The organism is Luteirhabdus pelagi (assembly GCF_016827595.1).
GTDB lineage: Bacteria > Bacteroidota > Bacteroidia > Flavobacteriales > Flavobacteriaceae > Luteirhabdus > Luteirhabdus pelagi.
The window spans coordinates 93,737-113,277 of the sequence record NZ_JAECMS010000004.1; the positions used below are offsets into that span (position 1 = coordinate 93,737).

Here is a 19,541-nt window from a genome sequence, read left to right on the forward strand (position 1 = left end):
TTTAAAGCAATTTCTGAAACCCAGGGGAAACAAATACTTGCTGCTTTCCTTCAGTGTCGTTGTAGGTAAGATAGGCGTCGATGTGGGGTAAGGTACTAAGAAATAGCTTGGATTTTTCCAACCCCAATGCCATAAAGGTGGTGGCATAAGCATCGGCTTCCGCACAGGTTTTTGCCAACACCGTAGCACTCGTTACATCACTTTGCAGGGCAGATCCGGTCGTGGGATCTATAGTGTGAACGAACTTCTGCCCAGTTACCGAATCAATTCTATATTTTCGATAATTTCCAGAAGATGCCATAGCCTTATCCTCCAATGGAATAGCTACCGAATAGGCACGATTTCCCAATTCGGAATCTACTTTTTCGATCCCCACTTTCCATGGCGATTCTTTTTCTAGATGGATTCCCTTTGCCAGTAACTCGCCTCCCAATTCAATTAAGTAATTGGAAATACCTTCCTCATCGAGATATGCCCCAATCCTATCGATTCCATATCCTTTCGCGATGGCATTAAAATCGAAATAGATTTCAGGCGAAGCTTTTTGTATCGTACCATCTTGCTTTAGTTTCACCTTGTCGAACCCTACAAATTGCATGAGCGAATCCAGCGTAGTACTATCAATTTTTCTCAAGGCTTTTTCGTCGCCAAATCCGTAGGCATTCCGAAGCACCCCGATGGTAGGGTCAAAATATCCATCCGACTTTCGATACACTTCCTCCGAAAGCAAATATACTTCCCTAAAAATACTGTCGATAACGATAGTACTGTCGCCGCGATTAATTTTTGAAATATCGCTATCCGGAAGGTACGTACTTACCGATTCATTCACTTTTGTTACGATAGCGTCTACACCCGCTTTTATATCAGACTTCCCTTCATCATAATATTTGATGGAATAAACGGTTCCGAAGGCTTCACCTTGAATAATATGTAGCGAATCTTGTTGCTGATTACAGGAAAGCAATAGCAGGGTTACGATAAAAAATCCGAAGTATTTCATGTAATTTCTTGTAGTCCGTTAAAAACCATGGTATAGGATTCATTTTTGATGACTGGTTGCGCATAATCGCTACCGTGCCCCAATCCTACTCCAGCATAGTATGTTTTCGCCTCAAACTTATCGGCATGCTGTTTTATCGTTTGCATAAAAACAGGGTCGTAGGTATCGGCTTCATCTGGATAGGAAACAGCACGTACAATAACAAAATGGAGCTCCTTGTTCTTCAAAGCGACAAATTGTGGATCTCTTTTTAGTTTTGAATTTACTCCTAAGAACTCAAAACCAGCCTCCTCTAGTTCCTTTCCTACGATATTCATGGCTAGGTTGTGTAATTCTTGTTCTGTTAAGGGTAGACTCATGGGTTAAAGCGTATTGCTGTTGTTTCTTCAAATAAATATGCTGGGGTTCGTAACGCCCCTTGCACCTGTGCTTCATACCAAGGACTGCTATCGGAATTGTTCATATTCCTAAGTATGTGCACACTCTGTGCGGGTGTATTTCCCTGTGCAAAAATAACCATTTTTTTACCCGTTGCCGAATACGCCATATCCACTATTATAATAATGTGCCCAGGAAAACCAGGATATACAAGCATGTCGCCAACAGTAAGATCTGAGACGTTCTTCACTTTCTTCAATTCATCGTATAACGACTGTGTTCCAGCATAGGTATACACTAGGTTGAGGTAGCGATAAAAATTTTCTTTGGAAGCATCAGGAGTGGCTGTTTTATGAAAGGAAACACTATTTCCCTTCACTTTTGGACGAAACCCTTCCGCATACGCCTTCCAAGAACAGCGATGACCCGAAGTAAAATTGAATGCAATTTCGTGCTGTCTTCCCTTTTCCCACAGATACTCTGCTCGTAATCGTATTAAGGCATCTGCACACTGTTGAAGTCCGTTATCCGGAACAGACACCTCCAAAACCCCAACATGCCCTTTCTGATACGGATAAACCGTACCATCATAATTAATAATTTTTGAATCGAATTCCTTTAAAGGAAACTTCTGAAGATATTCCTGAAAACTTCCCTCTTCAAATTGAAAACGTGTCCATCCCTCAGGAAGCGTAACCCGGCTACGAACTGTACGGCCTTCTTCCGAAAGATTACTGGAAGGTAGAATATAGCTTTTTGCAACATTTTGAAACGTCTTAGTTTGCTGTGGGAAAAATAGATATGCGATGAGCAGCACTAAAACCAATGCCAATACTATTTTTTTCATACTATTATTAACTGTCCTTCTATCTAAATTATTTCATAGAAAAAGCCACCTTTTTGTAGGTGGCTTTATTGGCGTATATGTTTTATGGGGCTATTGTCGAACCAGACGCTTGACTATATTTCCGTGTATCGTTTTGATATGAATAAAATACACACCCGATGTTATATCTGTGATAGTCAACTGAACGTTTTGCTCCATTTCAATCTGTGTTTGGAATACTAATCGCCCTTGTACGTCCCGTACTTCAACTTCTTCTATTGCTGCAGTAGGTGAAGCAATGGTAAAGGAAGAACTGAATGGATTAGGGAATACGGCAATAGCATTTAGAGCATTGTTTTCAATATTTAATTCAGGCGCTTTAAAGACAAGCGTAAAGCGTCCTTTATAATCGCCTTCCTTTGCCACAAATTCATAGTCTGTTGAAGTAAGTGGTGTAACTGTTTGCTGCAAGTGGTCGATAAGATAAATCGAAGCTGTTTCCAAGTGTGTGCCTTCAACTACACCCAAACGAATTCGATATATCGTATCCTCTTCAACTTGTGTAGAAAAGCCGAGCATCACTTCATCTTCAACTTCAAAAGCTCGTCGACCTTGGATTCCAAGCTCCTCGCCCGTCTCCAAATAGCTATACAGTGATATTGGAGTAGGTAATCTATTCGCGTCGAAAGAAGTATCAAAACCATCTGTTGCAGCATCGGTAAACCCAATTAGCGTATTGCCCCTTAGGTTATAGGCTGTATTTTCAACTTCTAGCCATAATCTTTCAACGGTATTTGCCGGCGTGCGATATTGGTCATTATTTCCTGTGACACGCATACTATTGTTAAAGACAGCGGTTCCGCTTGTAGTTACCTTTGTTGCGAAGCCTTGTCCCGATGCTACGTATTGTGTTGGCGCAGATCCACCGTTTGCTGCTGCTACCCCGCCAATTCCATTATACATTGAGATATCACCCATACTATAATTATGAGCATTATACCCTGGGTAAGAAGACGTAGGCTCAGAAAGATGTTCCCAGAAATAAAGCACATCGATCATACTATTCTGGGCTAGGAAAATGTCCGCATCGATAGCAGAAGCGTAAGGATTTCCTAGAATATTCGGACTGGCGTTTTGAGTTCCGTTATACTCTATATTGAAGTTCACCACTCCATTGTTTAGCGTACCTTGAGTATAGTTGAAAGTATAAGCCGAAGGAGCTCCAATAGTAGGTGTTGCTTGTGGCATCACCAAAAATCCTTCCCCGGCAGAAAGTATTCCAGAAAACTGTTGCCAGTTATCGCCATTATCATCGGCAAAATTTTCAGCCGCTGGGAATGCGGATGCAACCCCCGGATTTGGAACAAAATTAGCGGTAATATGGTTTCGTACCTGAATAGCGGTATTATGAACACCATCACGAGTTTCAGCGGTCATAGGACTACTAACAATCATGAAACCACGATTTCCGATCATAGGGGTATTCTTTAATACCGAAATAGTTCCATTATTAATAACTGTTGCCGCATCATCAATTTGCACCAAACTTCCTTCGTGTTCAATTGTAATAGTAGCACCGGAGGCAATCGTTATATTGTTTTGAACTTGAGCGTAAGTAGCGGCCGGAATAGTAAGCGAGCCACTATTCACGAATAATTCGCAAGCTTCCAAGTTACTACTGGCTGTACTGTAGTTTCCTTCAATAATGGCCGTCATGGTAGCATCTGGAGCTCCATTATCCCAATTTCCCCCACTATAGGTAGTCGTTCCTATACAGCTGCCAAAAGCAGTTGATAGTCCGAAATAATAATCGCCTTCAAAAGCTGAAAAGCTACCATTTAATGAAACTTCCGTACCAATAGATCCAATTGTAGCCGGAACAAGTTCTACAATCGCTCCCTCTACTTCACGAGCCATATATAGATCGGCTCTGTCATTGCCGGTAGTAGTTTCCCAACCTGCAATTTCTGCTTCGGTAAAGAAGAAGCTTATATCGGTGGCACCACTAGTAGTAGTATTGGAGGTGGCAATGCTATAGCGTTTATCGGTAACACGGTTGTTACCCGTACTTCCATTATAGCCTTGCGCACTGCTTCCTGCACGTGTAACAGCTACTGCAGTACACCCGTAATCGAAGCTTGTGGCATTCACTAAAGTTGCCATATCATCGCCCGAATTAGGATCCTCTGGATGAACGGTTCCCGCATCGAAAATATCCACTGCATAAGGATCTGCAGAATTATCTGTTGTTTGAACAGCCACAGATGCAGTGTAAGTCACCTCCACATTATCCAACCCTAGAATGAATTCATCTGTCACGTTGTGGTGGCGTACTACGAAATAGCCCGTTTGCCCGGCATAAGCTGTTAAATCATGTGAGCGAAGCTCGGTACCATTGGCCGGAACTTCCCTGTCGTTTTCGAGTACCACACCAGCCGTTATAGCCGCTACAGAGGAAGCATCGGTAGTGAAATAGACCGAATAATGTTCTTTAAAGTATGTTCCATCATCTCCAGAACCAATAATGTAACTTACGCTGGCTGCTGAACTTGATGGAGGAATTGTAAATGCAGGACTGATGATAAAGTTATCTGGAGATAGCGGAACACTATCCCAAGAAAAGCTCGCTGCCCAATTACCACTATACTGATGTGGTGTCCAACCCTGATCGCCGAGAATGGTCCAATTATTTCCGTCGCCATCATTGTCGATAATCGACCATCCAGAAGGCGCCTCGAAATCCTCGAAAAGGAGCGTTCCTGTTCCTCCTGCAAAGGGTACACTATCGTCATTTTCAATAGTAACATTAAGAGTATTAGCTGTTAAGGAAGCTTCTGCATCTCCAGCTGTTGAAACCGTAAAATTTATAGAAAAAGTTTCATCGCTTTCTATCCAACCATCAGGTTCTAAAGAGAAAGTAAAATTTTGATCGGCTGTGCTCCCTGCTGGAAACACAATACTACCGGTTACAATGCCATAATCGGCTGATGTCGCCGTACCGTCGGTAGCCGTAAAATTGACTGTTGCATCCGCAGAGGGAGCCTCAGAGATAGAAAGTGGGACATTCACATTAATCGTTCCGCAAGCCGTACCCTCCAGAACAGTACCATCCGTGATAGTAAAGGCTATTTCTGGTCCTTGATTTCCAAGTGCCGGCGAATTCGGTAATTCTAAACGCCCCGGAGAGTTTTCCATTACAGTTCGCATTCGCGCTACCTGATCAGCTGTAAACGTATCCATACAGGAGTCGTAGGAATAGTCCATATAATTTTCAATCATATCAGGACCTCCACCAGAACAGGAGTCCTTAGACCCCGGGCATCCAGAGGTCGCATTTCCAGCAACTGGCGTATCGTTACAATAATCGTCTACGCTACAGCCGCCATCACCCCAAATATGACGTAGTCCGATCCAGTGTCCTATTTCATGTGTTAACGTTCTACCTTCAGCATATACGCCACCTGCAGGATTTGGATTCGCAACCGAGCCTACTGAAGTATGTAGGATAACAACTCCATCGGTTGAAGACGGTCCGCCATCGGTAGGCATACCCGGTAACGTTGAATTATCTGGAAATTGCGCGTACCCTAACAAACCAGATAAATTACCTGTCCAAACATTCGCATATTGCGTTCGGTCCCAAATAGTATTTGGCTTGATGGTACTATCGAAGTAGGTGTCCGAATGTGGCCCTGCTCCATACGTAGTGATACGATTAATGCCCGGTTCTGGAAGAGGATTTCCTAATGGATCTATTACGGCTGGAACAAAGATAATTTCAGCATCGGCGGCGACTCCATAGGAACTTCCGGCCATATTCGCTAAATCGATATTTAGCTGATCGATTTGCTCGTTAATAAGAAATTCTGAGAGATTTGTAGCGCCGGAGCCACTTGTTATAACGTGAAAAATTACCGGAATATAATAAACCGGTGGCATGCTGGATCTATTCGCTTGTTCCGTTTTATATTCTTCTACTAAAGGTGCTAACCAATCTTCGAATTCCTGCTCGGTAGAACGATTAGGATACTGTTCTCGAAGCCATTCATTGTATTCTACTGTTGCACATCTAACGACACCATTATCAGTATAAAAGGCTTGATTCTCTGGTGTTAATTGTCTATTTCCTGCATCAACTTGAACACTTGGTGTACGTTGCTGTACAACCATTGTCCGCTTTTGAGGGGTCTGTTTTAGGGTCTGGGTTTCGGTTTGGGCCACAGCAGAAACACTTAGGCCAAGCATTGCTATGAATAGCAATAGTTTCGCGCTCTTCATCAGAATAGTTTTAAATTATTTATTTGGTTGTCCCAAAGCTACCTATTCTGTTAAAACTATCATAAAAATGTATAGGAATATTTAAGATAGCGCATAAAAAAACCGATTTGATAGTCAAATCGGCTTTTTCATATTGTATTCTGAATAGATGCTTATCCTCCAAAATCATCAAATCGGATATTTTCATCTGGGATTCCAAAGTCTTCTCCCATCTTCTGAACAGCTTTGTTCATTAATGGAGGACCGCAGAAATATAATTCAATTTCTTCTGGTTCTTCGTGATGATTTAGGTAGTTGTCGATTACCACTTGGTGGATAAATCCGACAAAACCATCGCCTGCTTCATCATTAATATCTTTCTTCACCTTCCAGTTATCCTCTTCCATCGGTTCTGAAAGTGCCATATAGAACTTGAAGTTAGGGAATTCGCGTTCCAGTTCACGGAAGTGTTCAATATAGAACAATTCACGTTTTGAACGCCCTCCGTACCAATACGTCACTTTTCTACCTGTTTTCAAGGTTTTGAACAAGTGATATAAGTGCGAACGCATCGGCGCCATTCCAGCACCACCTCCTACGTAAAGCATTTCCGCTTCGCTATGGTTGATGAAGAATTCACCAAACGGACCAGAAATCGTTACCTTATCTCCTTTCTTACAGTTGAAGATATAAGAAGACGCAATACCTGGGTTCACATTCATCCATTGGTTCTTATCGCGATCCCATGGTGGCGTAGCGACACGTACGTTCAGCATAATTTCACGTCCTTCCGCCGGGTATGAAGCCATAGAATAGGCGCGCTCGACCAACTCGGTATTTTTCATCACCAATGGCCATAGGTTAAATTTGTCCCACTCATCCTGAAACTTATCAGGGGTTTCATGTTCTTCAGGGTGTGCCGTGATATCAATGTCCTCGAACTTCACTTCACAGGGTGGAATCTCAATCTGAATATATCCACCCGCCTTATAATTCATGTCTTCAGGAATTTCAACTACAAATTCCTTGATAAAGGAGGCCACGTTATAGTTTCGAACAACGGTAGCTTCCCATTTCTTAATACCGAAGACTTCTTCAGGAATATGAATGTTCATATCCTGCTTCACCTTCACCTGACAAGCCAAACGAGCACCATCCTTCAACTCTTTACGAGTGAAGTGTGGCGTTTCGGTTGGAAGTGCTTCACCTCCACCTTCCAAAACGTGGCATTCACACTGAATACAGGTTCCACCACCTCCACAGGCTGAAGGCAAGAATACCTTTTCACCCCCAAGGGTTGAAAGTAATGTACCACCCGAAGGTACTTCGATTTTCTTTTCATCATTAATAGTAATGGTCACTGGACCAGATGGGGAAAGTTTCTGCTTGGTAAACAGCAACAGGGCCACCAACAATAAGATGAGCACCAAGAAAGCTACTACCGTAGCGACGATAACCCCCAATGTACTTGCTAAAAACATACTATTCTGATATTAGTGTTGAAACCTCTACAGTTTCTGTTGATTCGTTATTGCTTTCTACTTGCATTCCGACATTATTTCCACTTCCTTCCAGTGAAGTAGTTTCTTCACCACCACCGGTCAACATTCCTCCGAAACTCATAAATCCAATCGCCATCAGGCCTGTAATGATAAACGTAATTCCCAGTCCTCTCAACGGAGCAGGCACATTCGAGTAGCGAATTTTTTCACGGATAGCAGCAATAGCCAAGATAGCCAAGAACCAACCGATTCCAGAGCTAAAACCGTAATTCAATGCAAGGTCGAAGCTCGCGATGTCTCGCGACTGCATGAAAAGGGATCCTCCTAAAATCGCACAGTTAACGGCGATCAGGGGAAGGAAAATACCTAATGAGTTATATAGGGAAGGCGAAAACTTTTCAACCACAATCTCTACCAACTGTACCATGGTAGCGATGGTTGCGATGAAAAGAATAAAAGAAAGGAAGCTAAGGTCGTAGTCGGCATATTCTGGGCCTAACCAAGCCAATGCTCCTTCTTGCAAGATATATTGGTCTAATAACCAGTTTAGTGGAACGGTAACCGTTAATACGAAAATTACGGCAGCTCCCAATCCTACAGCGGTACTCACCTTTTTTGAAACCGCAAGGTATGAACACATACCTAGGAAATATGCGAACACCATATTGTCCACAAAAACCGATTTAAAAAATAACTCTAAATGTTCCATATGTTGTTAATTATGAATTCAGTAATCAGAATTCAGAATTTATTAATTTTCTTCTATAAGGTCTTTATTACGGCTACGCTGTACCCAGATAATGATTCCTACTACGATCAAGGCCATAGGAGGCAATACCATAAATCCGTTGTTTTCGTATCCAATAGCATACAATCCTGTTTTATCGACAGGACTTCCTAGCACTGGGAAGCCGAATAAGGTTCCAGATCCAAGCAATTCCCGAAAGAATCCAACGACGATCAAGATGACTCCATATCCTGCTGCGTTACCGATACCATCAAGGAATGAACGCCACACACCATTTCCGAGTGCGAACGCCTCAAAACGTCCCATGATGATACAGTTTGTAATAATCAGACCGATAAATACCGAAAGCTCTTTACTCAGTTCGTAGGCGAAGGCCTTCAACACCTGATCAACGATAATTACGAGTGTTGCCACTACGATTAGCTGAACGATGATTCGTATTTTCGATGGAATGATATTTCGCATTAAGGAAATCACAATGTTTCCAACCCCCATAACGAACATCACCGAGATGGCCATTACGATAGAGGGCTTCAATTGTGCGGTAATCGCCAAGGCAGAACAGATACCCAATACCTGAATAGTAATCGGGTTGTTATCCGCCAAGGGATCCATGATAAGTTTGCTGTCTTTTTTAGATAAAAGGCCCATACTTTTTAGTTTAATGATTTAAAATAAGGCACGTACATTCTAATGTCCTGTCGCAACATCGCAGATACCCCGTCACCAGTAATCGTAGCTCCGGCAAGTGCATCTACTTCATTGTCGCTCGTATCGGTATTCTTAGGATCGTTGTTTCCTTTTGCTACGTCAATTCCTTCAAAGGCTTCACCATCTAGGAAGCTTTCACCAGTAAAGTCGTCCATAAAATAGCGCTGCTTGATTTCAGCTCCAAGACCAGGTGTTTCCCCTTTGTGATCGAAATACACCCCTTGGACGGTCATACCTTTATCTACGGCTACATAACCCCAGATAGCATCCCAAAGTCCTTTTCCTCGAACCGGAATTACGTATACTTCTTTTCCTTCCATTTCACCGATAAACAATGGCAAACGACGCTCGTAACTATCGTCTTTCTTAGCCTTGGTTTTCTCCTTATCAATATCGATTAGGTAGGCTTCGTCGTCTTCGGTAACTTCACCACCTTGAATCACCAACTGACGCGTGATATATTCCTTAAACGTGTCCTCTACGCGATCGGTTGGAATAAAGGCCACATCGTTAGCACCTTCATTTTCGTTCACACCCATTGCATATAAGATGTTTTGTTGCTTTTCGTATCGCTCGTTAGCTTTGATGGTAGGTTTCAACCCATTTGCAAAACCGGCTAGTATCGAGCCCACCACGATTACCATGATAATGGCAAAAATGACGGTATAGCTGTTTTTATCTGTGTTAATCGCCATGCTTACGCAGTTTTAACTTTTAGACGTTTCATTCGTTTCTTAATATTTCCTTGCAACACATAGTGGTCGATAGTTGGTGCGAACACGTTCATCAACAAAATTGCTAGGAATACTCCTTCAGGATAGGCTGGGTTAAATACGCGAATCAGGATAGAGATCAATCCAATCAAGAATCCGTAAATCCATTTCCCCTTATTCGTTTGTGAAGCCGTTACTGGGTCGGTAGCCATATATACGGCCCCGAACAGGATACTTCCAATAATTAAGTGTTGCCAGAACGGAACACTCATTAACCCGTAGAAATTAGAAGACTCGCCAATCCATCCCATATTCACCACTCCGTTGAAGATCAATCCCATGGTCAGGGCGCCAATTAGTGTACTGAAGATGATTCGCCAACTTCCTATTTTGGAAAAAATCAAGATGGCAGCTCCTAAAATGATCAATATCTTAGAGGTCTCTCCCACAGATCCTGGAATAAAGCCCCAGAACATATCGGAAAGACTGTACACTACTTCTTGGTTTTGCGCATAGCTACCTAAGATTGTTTCTCCTGAAATAGCGTCTACGTTTGCTCCATTTGCAATTTCTTGTGCTCGCTCTGCGGCACCATGTACCCATACCTTATCGCCACTCATCCAAGTTGGATAAGCGAAAAACAAGAATGCCCGAATGGTAAGGGCTGGGTTTAGGATATTCATTCCGGTACCCCCAAACACCTCTTTTCCGATGACCACTCCGAAGATAACGGCTACTGCCAACATCCACAACGGAATATCGACCGGCACAATAAGCGGCACTAACATTCCCGTTACCAAATATCCTTCTTCCACCTCGTGACCTTTGATGACGGCGAATAAAAATTCTACGGCCAAACCAACCACATAGGAGACAATTACCAATGGAAGGACGGTCATACACCCCATCCAGAAGTTATCCCAGGTGAAGAAATTTGCCAAGGGTGCTGCCCGCAAAGTATTGTCGAGTGCAGCATAATGTTGGTACCCAGCGTTAAATATTCCGAAAATCAAGCATGGTACCAGTGCCAAGATTACGGTATTCATAGTACGCTTCAGGTCGTCTGCTGCTTTAATATGTGTTCCACCATGGGTGGTTTCATTGGGCAGATACAAGAAGGTATGCAAGGCGTTAAAGGCCGGAGCCATTTTCTTACCCTTATATTTCTCCTTAAGCGTATGTAATTTTTGTTTCAATCCCATAGCGTTATCCTATTTCTTTGTACATTAAATCCAATCCGTTACGAATGATTTGTTGGTGTGGTTGTTTTGAAACACAGATGAATTCCGTTAGTGCAAAATCCTCTGGTGCCACCTCGTACATTCCCAAGGCTTCCATTTGGTCCAAATCCTGAACCATACAAGCCTTTAAGGTCTGTAAAGGATAGATGTCGAGCGGAAATACTTCTTCGTAGTTTCCAGTTACCACAAAAGCTCGGTGCTCGCCATTCGTGTTTGTATCGAGTTCGTATTTTTTGTTCGGCTGCATCCAAGAGAAGGTTAGCGCTCGCGATGCAGAAACCTTATTGAAAACCGGCTTGTTCCATCCAAAGAATTCATAGTCGTCGCCTTCAGGAATTACCGTTACTACATCGTCGTAATAGCCTAAATACCCTTTCGGAGAAATCTCGGTACCAGAAAGAACATTTCCACTAATAACACGTACATTTTCTTCATTCAGACCCGAGTCGTAAATAAAGGTTGAAACTTCCGAACCGATTTTAGTTTTGTAATATTTTGGCGCCTTTACCGAAGAACCCGCCAATGCAATAATACGTTCTGCATTGAATTTTCCGGTCAAGAACAATTCACCCATAATCACCAAATCCTGCGGAGTGATTGTCCAAACGGTTTCACCGCGGTTCACTGGTGCAATCTTTCCGATAAGGGTTCCTACGTTGCCAGATGGATGCGGACCTGAAACTTTGTGAAGCTCCACGCCATTGAGACCTTCCAATGGAGATTGACCGTTCTTGCCAACCCCGACATGGATTTTTCCTTCGGTTAACTTTGAAAGTGCCGTAATCGCTGCCTGCAATTCCTTTTCTTTTCCTTGTAAGGTGAAATCGTAATCAGCTGCTAGCGGAGCTGTAGCATGCGCGGAAATAAAGATATCTCTAGGAGCGGTCTCCGGATCTGCGATAACAGCATAGGGCCGTTGTTGAATAAATGGCCAGCAACCCGCTTCTAGCAATCTATTTTTGATAGCCTCAGTATCTGCGCTACCTGCATCCAGCGTTCCGAAGTCGGTATATTCATCCTGCGTATCGGCTTCTATGATGATGCGCAAAATGACACGTTTTGCTCCACGCTCAATTTTGGTTAGTGTTCCGCTAACCGGTGAAACAAACTTAATAGCTTCGTGCTCTTTGGAATAAAAAACGGTATCTCCTGCTTTAAGTTTTCCACCTTCCTTTACAACCATTTTAGGTTTTACTAGGTGGAAGTCCGAAGGTCTTATCGCGAAGGTTCGCGAACGCGGCGCATTGGAAAGTGTTTTTTCCGCCACTCCTTTTAAACGGATGTCAAGACCTTTTTTAATCTTAATGTCTTTTGACATAGGATAGTTATGTTACGATTATGGTTTTCCCACACACCTCTATAGAGGTATTTTTCGGGTGTGCAAATTTATAAATTTATACCACCACCACACAATAAAAAACCTATAAATTTACGTAGCTATGAACTATCCGTTCTCCTAAAAAATGCGAGGCACAAAATTTGATTATCTTTAGCCCATAAACGATATTCCTATGAAATATTTCGCTCTCCTGCTTAGCCTAGGGCTTTTATTTACCACCGTTGCGTTGGCACAGGTTCAAGAACTCCCTGCGCCAGATTACATCCGGACTATTAAATTCAGGGGAAGTTCTGTAGAAGGCCAATTGCCGATTATGCGGTTGGGTGAAAGCTTCGAGATGTCGTTCGATGCGCTGAACGGACAAGAAGACGATTACTACTATGAGATTACCCATCATAATTTTGATTGGACTGAAAGCGACTTGTCGAAAGGGGAGTATTTAAATGGCTTCGATGATGTTCGCATTGAAACCTATGAAAATTCCTTAAACACGCTTCAAATTTTTTCACATTATTATCTTACGATTCCCAATCGCGAAACCCGGGCTGTAACCAAAAGCGGTAATTATCTTATTACTATTTATGACAAAAATAGACGCCCAATATTTTCCCGCAAGTTTATGGTAATGGAGCAAATAGCGAATGTTAGGGTTGAAGTGAAGCGTATGCGCGATATAAAATATATTCAGGAGAAACAAGTGGTTCAATTCAGTATTAATTCGCCATCCCTTCTTTTGGTGAATCCTAAGCAAACGGTTAATACACTTGTAATTCAAAACAACAACCTCAAAACAGGCATCAAAGACCTGAAGCCCCAATATACCATTGGCAACGAATTAATCTACCGCTATGATACGGAAGCCTCTTTCTGGGGTGGAAACGAATACCTCAGTTTCGACAATAAGGATATTCGAGCGGCCACCAACCGAATTCGCGGCGTTGATTTAACAGATTTATACGAGAATTATATTTTTACCGATATTTCAAGAGCCGATCGGGTGTACACCTATAATCCGGACGTTAACGGGAATTTCGTCATTCGCAACATCGATGCCCAAAACAGCAATTCGATTGAAGCCGATTATGTCCGCATGCATTTCAATCTTCAGTATTTTGAGGATATAGGTGAAAAGGAAATTCATATTTATGGAGCCTTCAACAATTTCACCATCGATGGCTCGACATATATGAGGTACGACCCCCAGAGTGATACGTACCGAAACAGCCGGCTTTTTAAGCAGGGATATTACGATTATAAATATGTATTGGTAAATCGAGATGGCTCTATAGACGAAGGCGCTATTAGTGGTAATTTTTGGCAGACTGAAAATGCGTATACAGTACTCGTATATTACCGAAATTTAGGAGCTCGTTTCGATCGACTTATAGGCATGGGAAAAGCAAACTCGACCACCATTACTAACAACTAACCTGAAAATCCCAGTTGCATGGGACAAAAAAATAAAATTGTTGCTAGCAGTAAACGCCTAGCGCAAAAATATCGAGGCACCGAATGTTTGAACTGTGGCCATCCGTTGGACCTCAGCGATCGTTATTGCCCTTACTGCTCGCAGCTTAATAGTACGAAACAGCTTTCGGCTTTCGACTTTTTTGGCGAATTCATAAATAGTATCGTTAGTTACGACTCGCGGCTGCGGCATACGGTAAAGGACCTTCTCTTCAAACCCGGAACGATAACCCGAAACTATGTGCGGGGGCAACGAATGCGTTATGCCAATCCGTTTCGGTTCTTTTTGAGTGTTTCGATCATCTATTTCATTTTACAAGGACTTATCAATACATTTCTGCCTGAAGAGAACAATTTCTTCAAAACAGAAACTAAAGATGAAGCAGGAGTCAGTTATTCGTATGGCGACGATCGCTATTTGTTGGATGAAGGTGAAAACGAAGAAATGACTGGTGCATTTGGAGATTCTATCGCTTTGGCACAAGCGACCACTGATTCACCTGAAAAAGAAACAGCAATTATTAGCGATACTGTAGTTGATAAACAAAATGAGAACGTAAGGGATACTATTCCCGAAGATACGGAGGAGGAAGAGATTGTTTACTTTAGTGAAGATTCCTTGCAACGCATGAGCTTCCTTAAACGAAACGCTAAACGATTTGAAACGTATCGCGATTTCTATAAATCGCACGAAATTAAGGATTCGCATATAGCATTGGATAGTCTTCAACACGAAGATACTTTTTACAACCGTTGGCTGTACAAAAAGAATGAATCGATTGAACGTGTAGAAGAAAATCCCACAGGCTTTGTTAACTATTTGATGAACAAAACACCATTCTTTGTGTTTTTCTTTACGCCCTTCTTTGCGATCGCTTTTTGGTTATTGTATTCCAGGAAAAAATTCACCTATATAGAGCATATCATTTTCCTGTTTCATATTTTCAGTTTTGTCTTTTTGGGAATGCTAATTTCTACCCTACCAGACCTGCTTATAGGAAATGATATTTTTGCAAGCATCCTCTTCATTATCATTGGCCCTTTTTACTTTTACAAGGCCTTACGCAATTTCTACAAACAGTCCAGAATTGTTACAATATTAAAATTTGTATTTTTAAACATTGTATTTTGGGTAAGCGCTACGATTGCAGCCCTTATTTTCTTTTCTGCTTCGGCAGCATTCTACTAGTATGGTACAAAAGGTTACGCATGGCATAAAGGTTTCGGTTCAGACCCGTTTTGAGGGAACGGTTCGTACGAACGCTCAAGTGGGCTATGCCTTTTCGTATACTATTACCATTGAAAACCAAGGAAAGGACACCGTTCAACTTATTTCACGCTATTGGAAAATTAAGGATGCCCTAAAGAAAACGGAAACCGTCGAAGGTAAAGGTGTCGTAGGCGTACAGCCCGTGCTGAAGCCAGACACACACCATGTTTACAGCAGCGGCTGTTTATTAAAAGCGCCCCACGGCTCGATGAAAGGACATTACGTAATGCGAAATACCTTGACGGAAGAAGAATTTAGAGTAGCGGTTCCGCGGTTCAAACTTCATGCTGAATTCGCAGTAAATTAGGAAAGTTCGATTGTTTTATTAACATCTGAATGAAGATCCTTATATTTCATTCTTACTGCATCTTCTTTCACAATTTGAGTAATACTTTTTGTCTTAACAAAGTTCCGGTCCATCACCAAATCGAAGTGAGAAGATCCCTCACCTGCCGTATGGTGAAACTCCCACAATTCAGGGGGCGTGGGCTTTAGGTTTTCAAACAAAAAACTTGAAAACCAATCTTCACGTTTTTGTTTCATTTCTTGGGTGTACAATAAGGAAGAAGACCAAATCTGTGGCGCGATAGGCTTTTCAGAAAAATGCGCCTCTACTTCGTCCCATACGCATTCATATAAATGCAGCTGTTCTCTCCAATCGGCCCACACCAGCGTAAAAGGCTCGATTCCTTCAAAATCATATTCCTTTAAGGTTTGCATGGCATCTGAGGAGACCAGCACGTCTTTTACAATAACTCCTCTGCTCATCCTATAGTCGTCTTTACGTTCATGCGGCTCGAAACCTCCGTTAAGCAAACACACAACCCGTTGTTTCGCACTTACGCCCAACCACGTTCCTCCCGCAACCGCATCTTTTGGATACAGCAATTGAACACCCTCCTCTTTATAGAGCTGTGGAGGAATGGTATCGCGCTCCGGTGCTTCATCTCGATTGGATGTCAAGATAAAACCATCATTTGGTTTCGGTATGAACGTTAATGTACACATGGTTTCGCCTACTTTAACAATTGGTGTTCCTTAAAAATACTCATTATTTAGGGAGTAATGAAATGTAAATGGAGTGATAGCTTGTTCAGCTAGATTCGATACAATAGATGTTTCAGACTGTGACTGTAGTTACATGGCAAATCGCTGAAAAAACGTACCTTTGCGCTCTGAATTCCTATCGTTTTAGGAGTTTCTAATCGATAATCTAAAAAAATAAACATATGGACAAAGGATTCTTTGAAGTACCGATTGCCGTAAATGAGCCTGTTATGGACTATGCGCCGGGTTCACCAGAACGCGAGCGGGTCTTAAAAGCATATAAGGAAATGTACAATAGCACAGTAGATGTGCCGCTTTACATCAATGGCGAAGATATTGCAACCGGCGATACCGAAACCATGTCTCCTCCACACGATCACCAGCATAGTTTGGGAACCTATCATAAGGCGAAGAAAAAGCATGTAGAGCAAGCCATTGACACTGCATTGGAAGCACGACAAAAATGGGCGAGCATGCCATGGGAAAATCGTGCGGCTATCTTTTTACGTGCCGCTGAGTTGATCGCTGGTCCGTATCGAGCAAAAATAAACGCTGCTACCATGCTGGGGCAGTCCAAAAACATCTATCAAGCGGAAATTGATGCAGCTTGCGAGTTGATTGACTTTCTAAGATTCAACGTTCAGTTTATGACGGAAATCTATAGCGAACAACCTGAAAGTACTTCAGGCGCATGGAACCGTTTGGAGTATCGTCCGTTAGAAGGATTTGTATACGCCATTACACCTTTCAACTTTACGGCAATTGCGGGAAACCTTCCTGCCAGTGCTGCTTTAATGGGGAACGTTGTTATATGGAAACCCAGCGATAGTCAAGTGTATTCTGCCAAGGTGGTTTTAGATGTCTTCAAAGAAGCAGGTGTACCTCCCGGTGTTATCAATATGGTCATGGGCGATCCGGTGATGATTAGTGAAACGCTTTTAAACAGTCCTGATTTTAGCGGCCTTCACTTCACGGGCTCCACTACGGTATTCCGCAATTTATGGCAACAGATTGGAAACAATATCCACAACTACAAAACCTATCCACGAATTGTTGGAGAAACAGGTGGAAAGGACTTTATCGTTGCGCATAAATCGTCTAATCCACTTCAGGTAGCGACAGCTATTTCAAGAGGTGCATTCGAATTCCAGGGTCAAAAATGTAGTGCCGCTAGTAGATGCTACATCCCTAAAAGCATTTGGAGTGATGTAAAGGATTATTTGGTAGGCGATATCAATTCTTTCAAGATGGGCTCTCCTGAAAATATGGACAATTTCATTACGGCAGTTATTCACGAAGGTTCCTTCGACAAGCTTGCGAAGTATATCGACCAAGCGAAAAAGGACAAGGATGCCGAAATCATTGCGGGTGGAAATTACGATAAATCGAAAGGATACTTTGTTGATCCAACGGTTATCGTTACATCCAATCCAAAGTATACTACTATGTGCACCGAGCTTTTCGGCCCGGTAGTCACTATTTATCTATATGAAGATGATGCCTGGGAAGAAACTTTGCACTTGGTAGAAGAAACAGGAGAATATGCCTTAACGGGTGCTGTTTTCAGTGAAGATCGATATGCCTTGGATGTAGCCGTAAAGATTTTGGAAAACGCAGCCGGCAACTTCTATATCAACGATAAGCCCACGGGCGCGGTTGTTGGTCAGCAGCCATTCGGTGGTGCACGAGCAAGTGGAACCAACGATAAGGCAGGTAGCAAGTTGAACCTCTACCGATGGATATCGCCACGTATGGTGAAAGAAACCTTTGTTTCGCCAACCGATTATCGATACCCATTCCTAGGATAAGACTTTAATCCATATGAAAAGCCCAGCTAAAGTAGCTGGGCTTTTTTATTTTACGAAGAATTAATACTATAGACTATTCAAATCCTTTTGCCGAGTCGATGGCGGCATACTGCGAGTTCATGGCTGTATTGTTCTCGTCTACCAACATAACCACCAAACGCAGGTTGGCCGTATTGTATTCGCTAGATAGTGAAATACTATAATTCTTAGCGTATTCCTCTAGCGCTGCAATGGCAGGTAGTGCATCACCAAAAATATTACTAAGACTAGCACGCAACACATCGTTATGCTCGAAATCTACAATTGGATTTCCTTGTCCAAAATACGGACTACTTTCGTCATTGTCGTAATAGTTCACCTGATTATACAGCAGCCCGTCTTCAACCAAATACACCACCATTTTGGCATTTGAAAGTTCATTTTCTGAAGCAACGGTCACCTTTACCGCTAAATCATTTCCTGACAGTTGCGACTCGATTCCGATAGCCATGGGTGCTGGTTGACCAGCAATGCTAAGCACATCTTGAGGATCATGCGGGTTAATCCAATTAACGGTTCTATTAATTCGACCTGCAGGGAAGCCCGTTACATCAAACTCAGCGCGCAAATCTTGTTCAAATGGAAGCGCCATTTCATCGTCGTTATGAATCGCAACCACACTAATGTGCTCTGTCTCCTCGTGAACCTCTTCAATTGATGCCGTAACTCGGGGGCAATAGCCACACCAAGTTCCTGTATAATCCTCTATCGTTATTTTCCGCTTTGGTATAATAACAGAAAATGGGGTAGGTTCGGTTTCAATAGTAGCACCATCTTCTTCGTATTGCGCATATACTTCGAATGTACCTTCATCGGCTGAAGTAAATATCGAGCCCTCTATTTCAGCTTCATCTACATAAAAAGTAGCAACATCTGTTACCTCCTCTTCACTCGAATTAAAAACACGAAATGGTATTTCTTGATTACGAAGTGAGCTACTACGAACAACAAGGCCGGCATTCTCGTCTACGATTGTAACAGCCTCGTCATTGCCTGAAAAATCCTCATCCTTACTACAGGCGACAACCGCCAAAAATGTCAATAGTAAAAGGGGAATAAGCTTTGTAATTTTCATAAGGTTTAAAAATTTTCAATAGAATTGTAAAAATATCAATTTTGGAACGATTTTTACGTTTCACTTACAAAGGAACAGAAAAGTAAAGTGATTATTGTAAAATAATATGACTTTTAA

The 19,541-nt window shown here is 42.3% G+C and carries 16 protein-coding genes; 4 read left to right on the forward strand and 12 right to left on the reverse strand.

Features of this window, described 5'->3' with window-relative positions:
• Position 1 precedes the first annotated feature (1 nt).
• The 10 genes from I4Q58_RS11355 to I4Q58_RS11400 form a co-directional block, all read right to left on the reverse strand.
• On the reverse strand, positions 2 to 1,003 hold the full coding sequence (locus I4Q58_RS11355) for an FAD:protein FMN transferase (RefSeq protein ID WP_203296001.1): 1,002 nt from the start codon (positions 1,001 to 1,003) through the stop codon (positions 2 to 4).
• Entirely contained in the window at positions 1,000 to 1,362 is a 363-nt protein-coding gene (locus tag I4Q58_RS11360; protein WP_203296002.1) for a Na(+)-translocating NADH-quinone reductase subunit F, read from the reverse strand. The genes I4Q58_RS11355 and I4Q58_RS11360 overlap by 4 nt, the downstream gene beginning before the upstream one ends.
• Positions 1,359 to 2,228 carry a DUF4846 domain-containing protein gene (locus I4Q58_RS11365; RefSeq protein WP_203296003.1) on the reverse strand — a complete coding sequence of 290 codons (870 nt, stop codon included), beginning with the start codon at positions 2,226 to 2,228 and terminating at the stop codon, positions 1,359 to 1,361. The genes I4Q58_RS11360 and I4Q58_RS11365 overlap by 4 nt, the downstream gene beginning before the upstream one ends.
• A 90-nt stretch (positions 2,229 to 2,318) precedes the next feature.
• Positions 2,319 to 6,485 (reverse strand): M43 family zinc metalloprotease, encoded by a 4,167-nt coding sequence (locus tag I4Q58_RS11370; protein ID WP_203296004.1) that lies wholly within the window; start codon positions 6,483 to 6,485, stop codon positions 2,319 to 2,321.
• 152 nt (positions 6,486 to 6,637) lie between these two features.
• On the reverse strand, positions 6,638 to 7,945 hold the full coding sequence (nqrF, locus tag I4Q58_RS11375) for an NADH:ubiquinone reductase (Na(+)-transporting) subunit F (protein WP_203296005.1): 1,308 nt from the start codon (positions 7,943 to 7,945) through the stop codon (positions 6,638 to 6,640).
• 1 nt (position 7,946) lies between these two features.
• Positions 7,947 to 8,675 carry an NADH:ubiquinone reductase (Na(+)-transporting) subunit E gene (gene nqrE / locus I4Q58_RS11380; RefSeq protein WP_203296006.1) on the reverse strand — a complete coding sequence of 243 codons (729 nt, stop codon included), beginning with the start codon at positions 8,673 to 8,675 and terminating at the stop codon, positions 7,947 to 7,949.
• A 42-nt stretch (positions 8,676 to 8,717) separates the two neighbouring features.
• Positions 8,718 to 9,365 carry an NADH:ubiquinone reductase (Na(+)-transporting) subunit D gene (locus tag I4Q58_RS11385; RefSeq protein ID WP_203296007.1) on the reverse strand — a complete coding sequence of 216 codons (648 nt, stop codon included), beginning with the start codon at positions 9,363 to 9,365 and terminating at the stop codon, positions 8,718 to 8,720.
• 5 nt (positions 9,366 to 9,370) lie between these two features.
• Positions 9,371 to 10,120, reverse strand: coding sequence for a Na(+)-translocating NADH-quinone reductase subunit C (locus tag I4Q58_RS11390; protein ID WP_203296008.1), 750 nt, complete (start codon positions 10,118 to 10,120; stop codon positions 9,371 to 9,373).
• Between the two features lie 2 nt (positions 10,121 to 10,122).
• Positions 10,123 to 11,340 carry an NADH:ubiquinone reductase (Na(+)-transporting) subunit B gene (locus tag I4Q58_RS11395; protein ID WP_203296009.1) on the reverse strand — a complete coding sequence of 406 codons (1,218 nt, stop codon included), beginning with the start codon at positions 11,338 to 11,340 and terminating at the stop codon, positions 10,123 to 10,125.
• A 4-nt stretch (positions 11,341 to 11,344) separates the two neighbouring features.
• Entirely contained in the window at positions 11,345 to 12,697 is a 1,353-nt protein-coding gene (locus I4Q58_RS11400) for a Na(+)-translocating NADH-quinone reductase subunit A (protein WP_203296010.1), read from the reverse strand.
• A gap of 193 nt (positions 12,698 to 12,890) precedes the next feature.
• Here I4Q58_RS11400 and I4Q58_RS11405 point away from each other — a divergent pair, with 193 nt between their 5' ends.
• Genes I4Q58_RS11405 through apaG form a run of 3 tightly spaced genes read left to right on the forward strand, consistent with a single transcriptional unit; the run spans position 12,891 to position 15,762 of the window.
• Complete coding sequence (locus I4Q58_RS11405; protein WP_203296011.1) at positions 12,891 to 14,147, forward strand: type IX secretion system plug protein; 1,257 nt, start codon at positions 12,891 to 12,893, stop codon at positions 14,145 to 14,147.
• An 18-nt stretch (positions 14,148 to 14,165) separates the two neighbouring features.
• Positions 14,166 to 15,374, forward strand: coding sequence for a DUF3667 domain-containing protein (locus I4Q58_RS11410; protein WP_203296012.1), 1,209 nt, complete (start codon positions 14,166 to 14,168; stop codon positions 15,372 to 15,374).
• A gap of 1 nt (position 15,375) precedes the next feature.
• A complete protein-coding gene (gene apaG, locus I4Q58_RS11415) occupies positions 15,376 to 15,762 on the forward strand; it encodes a Co2+/Mg2+ efflux protein ApaG (RefSeq protein ID WP_203296013.1) in 387 nt (128 codons plus the stop codon).
• On the opposite strand, the gene I4Q58_RS11420 is transcribed toward apaG, so the two are convergent.
• Positions 15,759 to 16,463, reverse strand: coding sequence for an NRDE family protein (locus I4Q58_RS11420; protein ID WP_203296014.1), 705 nt, complete (start codon positions 16,461 to 16,463; stop codon positions 15,759 to 15,761). The genes apaG and I4Q58_RS11420 overlap by 4 nt on opposite strands.
• 221 nt (positions 16,464 to 16,684) lie before the next feature.
• Between I4Q58_RS11420 and pruA the strand changes: the two genes are divergently transcribed.
• Complete coding sequence (pruA, locus tag I4Q58_RS11425; protein WP_203296015.1) at positions 16,685 to 18,310, forward strand: L-glutamate gamma-semialdehyde dehydrogenase; 1,626 nt, start codon at positions 16,685 to 16,687, stop codon at positions 18,308 to 18,310.
• A 73-nt stretch (positions 18,311 to 18,383) separates the two neighbouring features.
• Here pruA and I4Q58_RS11430 read toward each other — a convergent pair whose 3' ends face one another.
• Entirely contained in the window at positions 18,384 to 19,424 is a 1,041-nt protein-coding gene (locus tag I4Q58_RS11430) for an Omp28-related outer membrane protein (RefSeq protein WP_203296016.1), read from the reverse strand.
• Positions 19,425 to 19,541 lie beyond the last annotated feature (117 nt).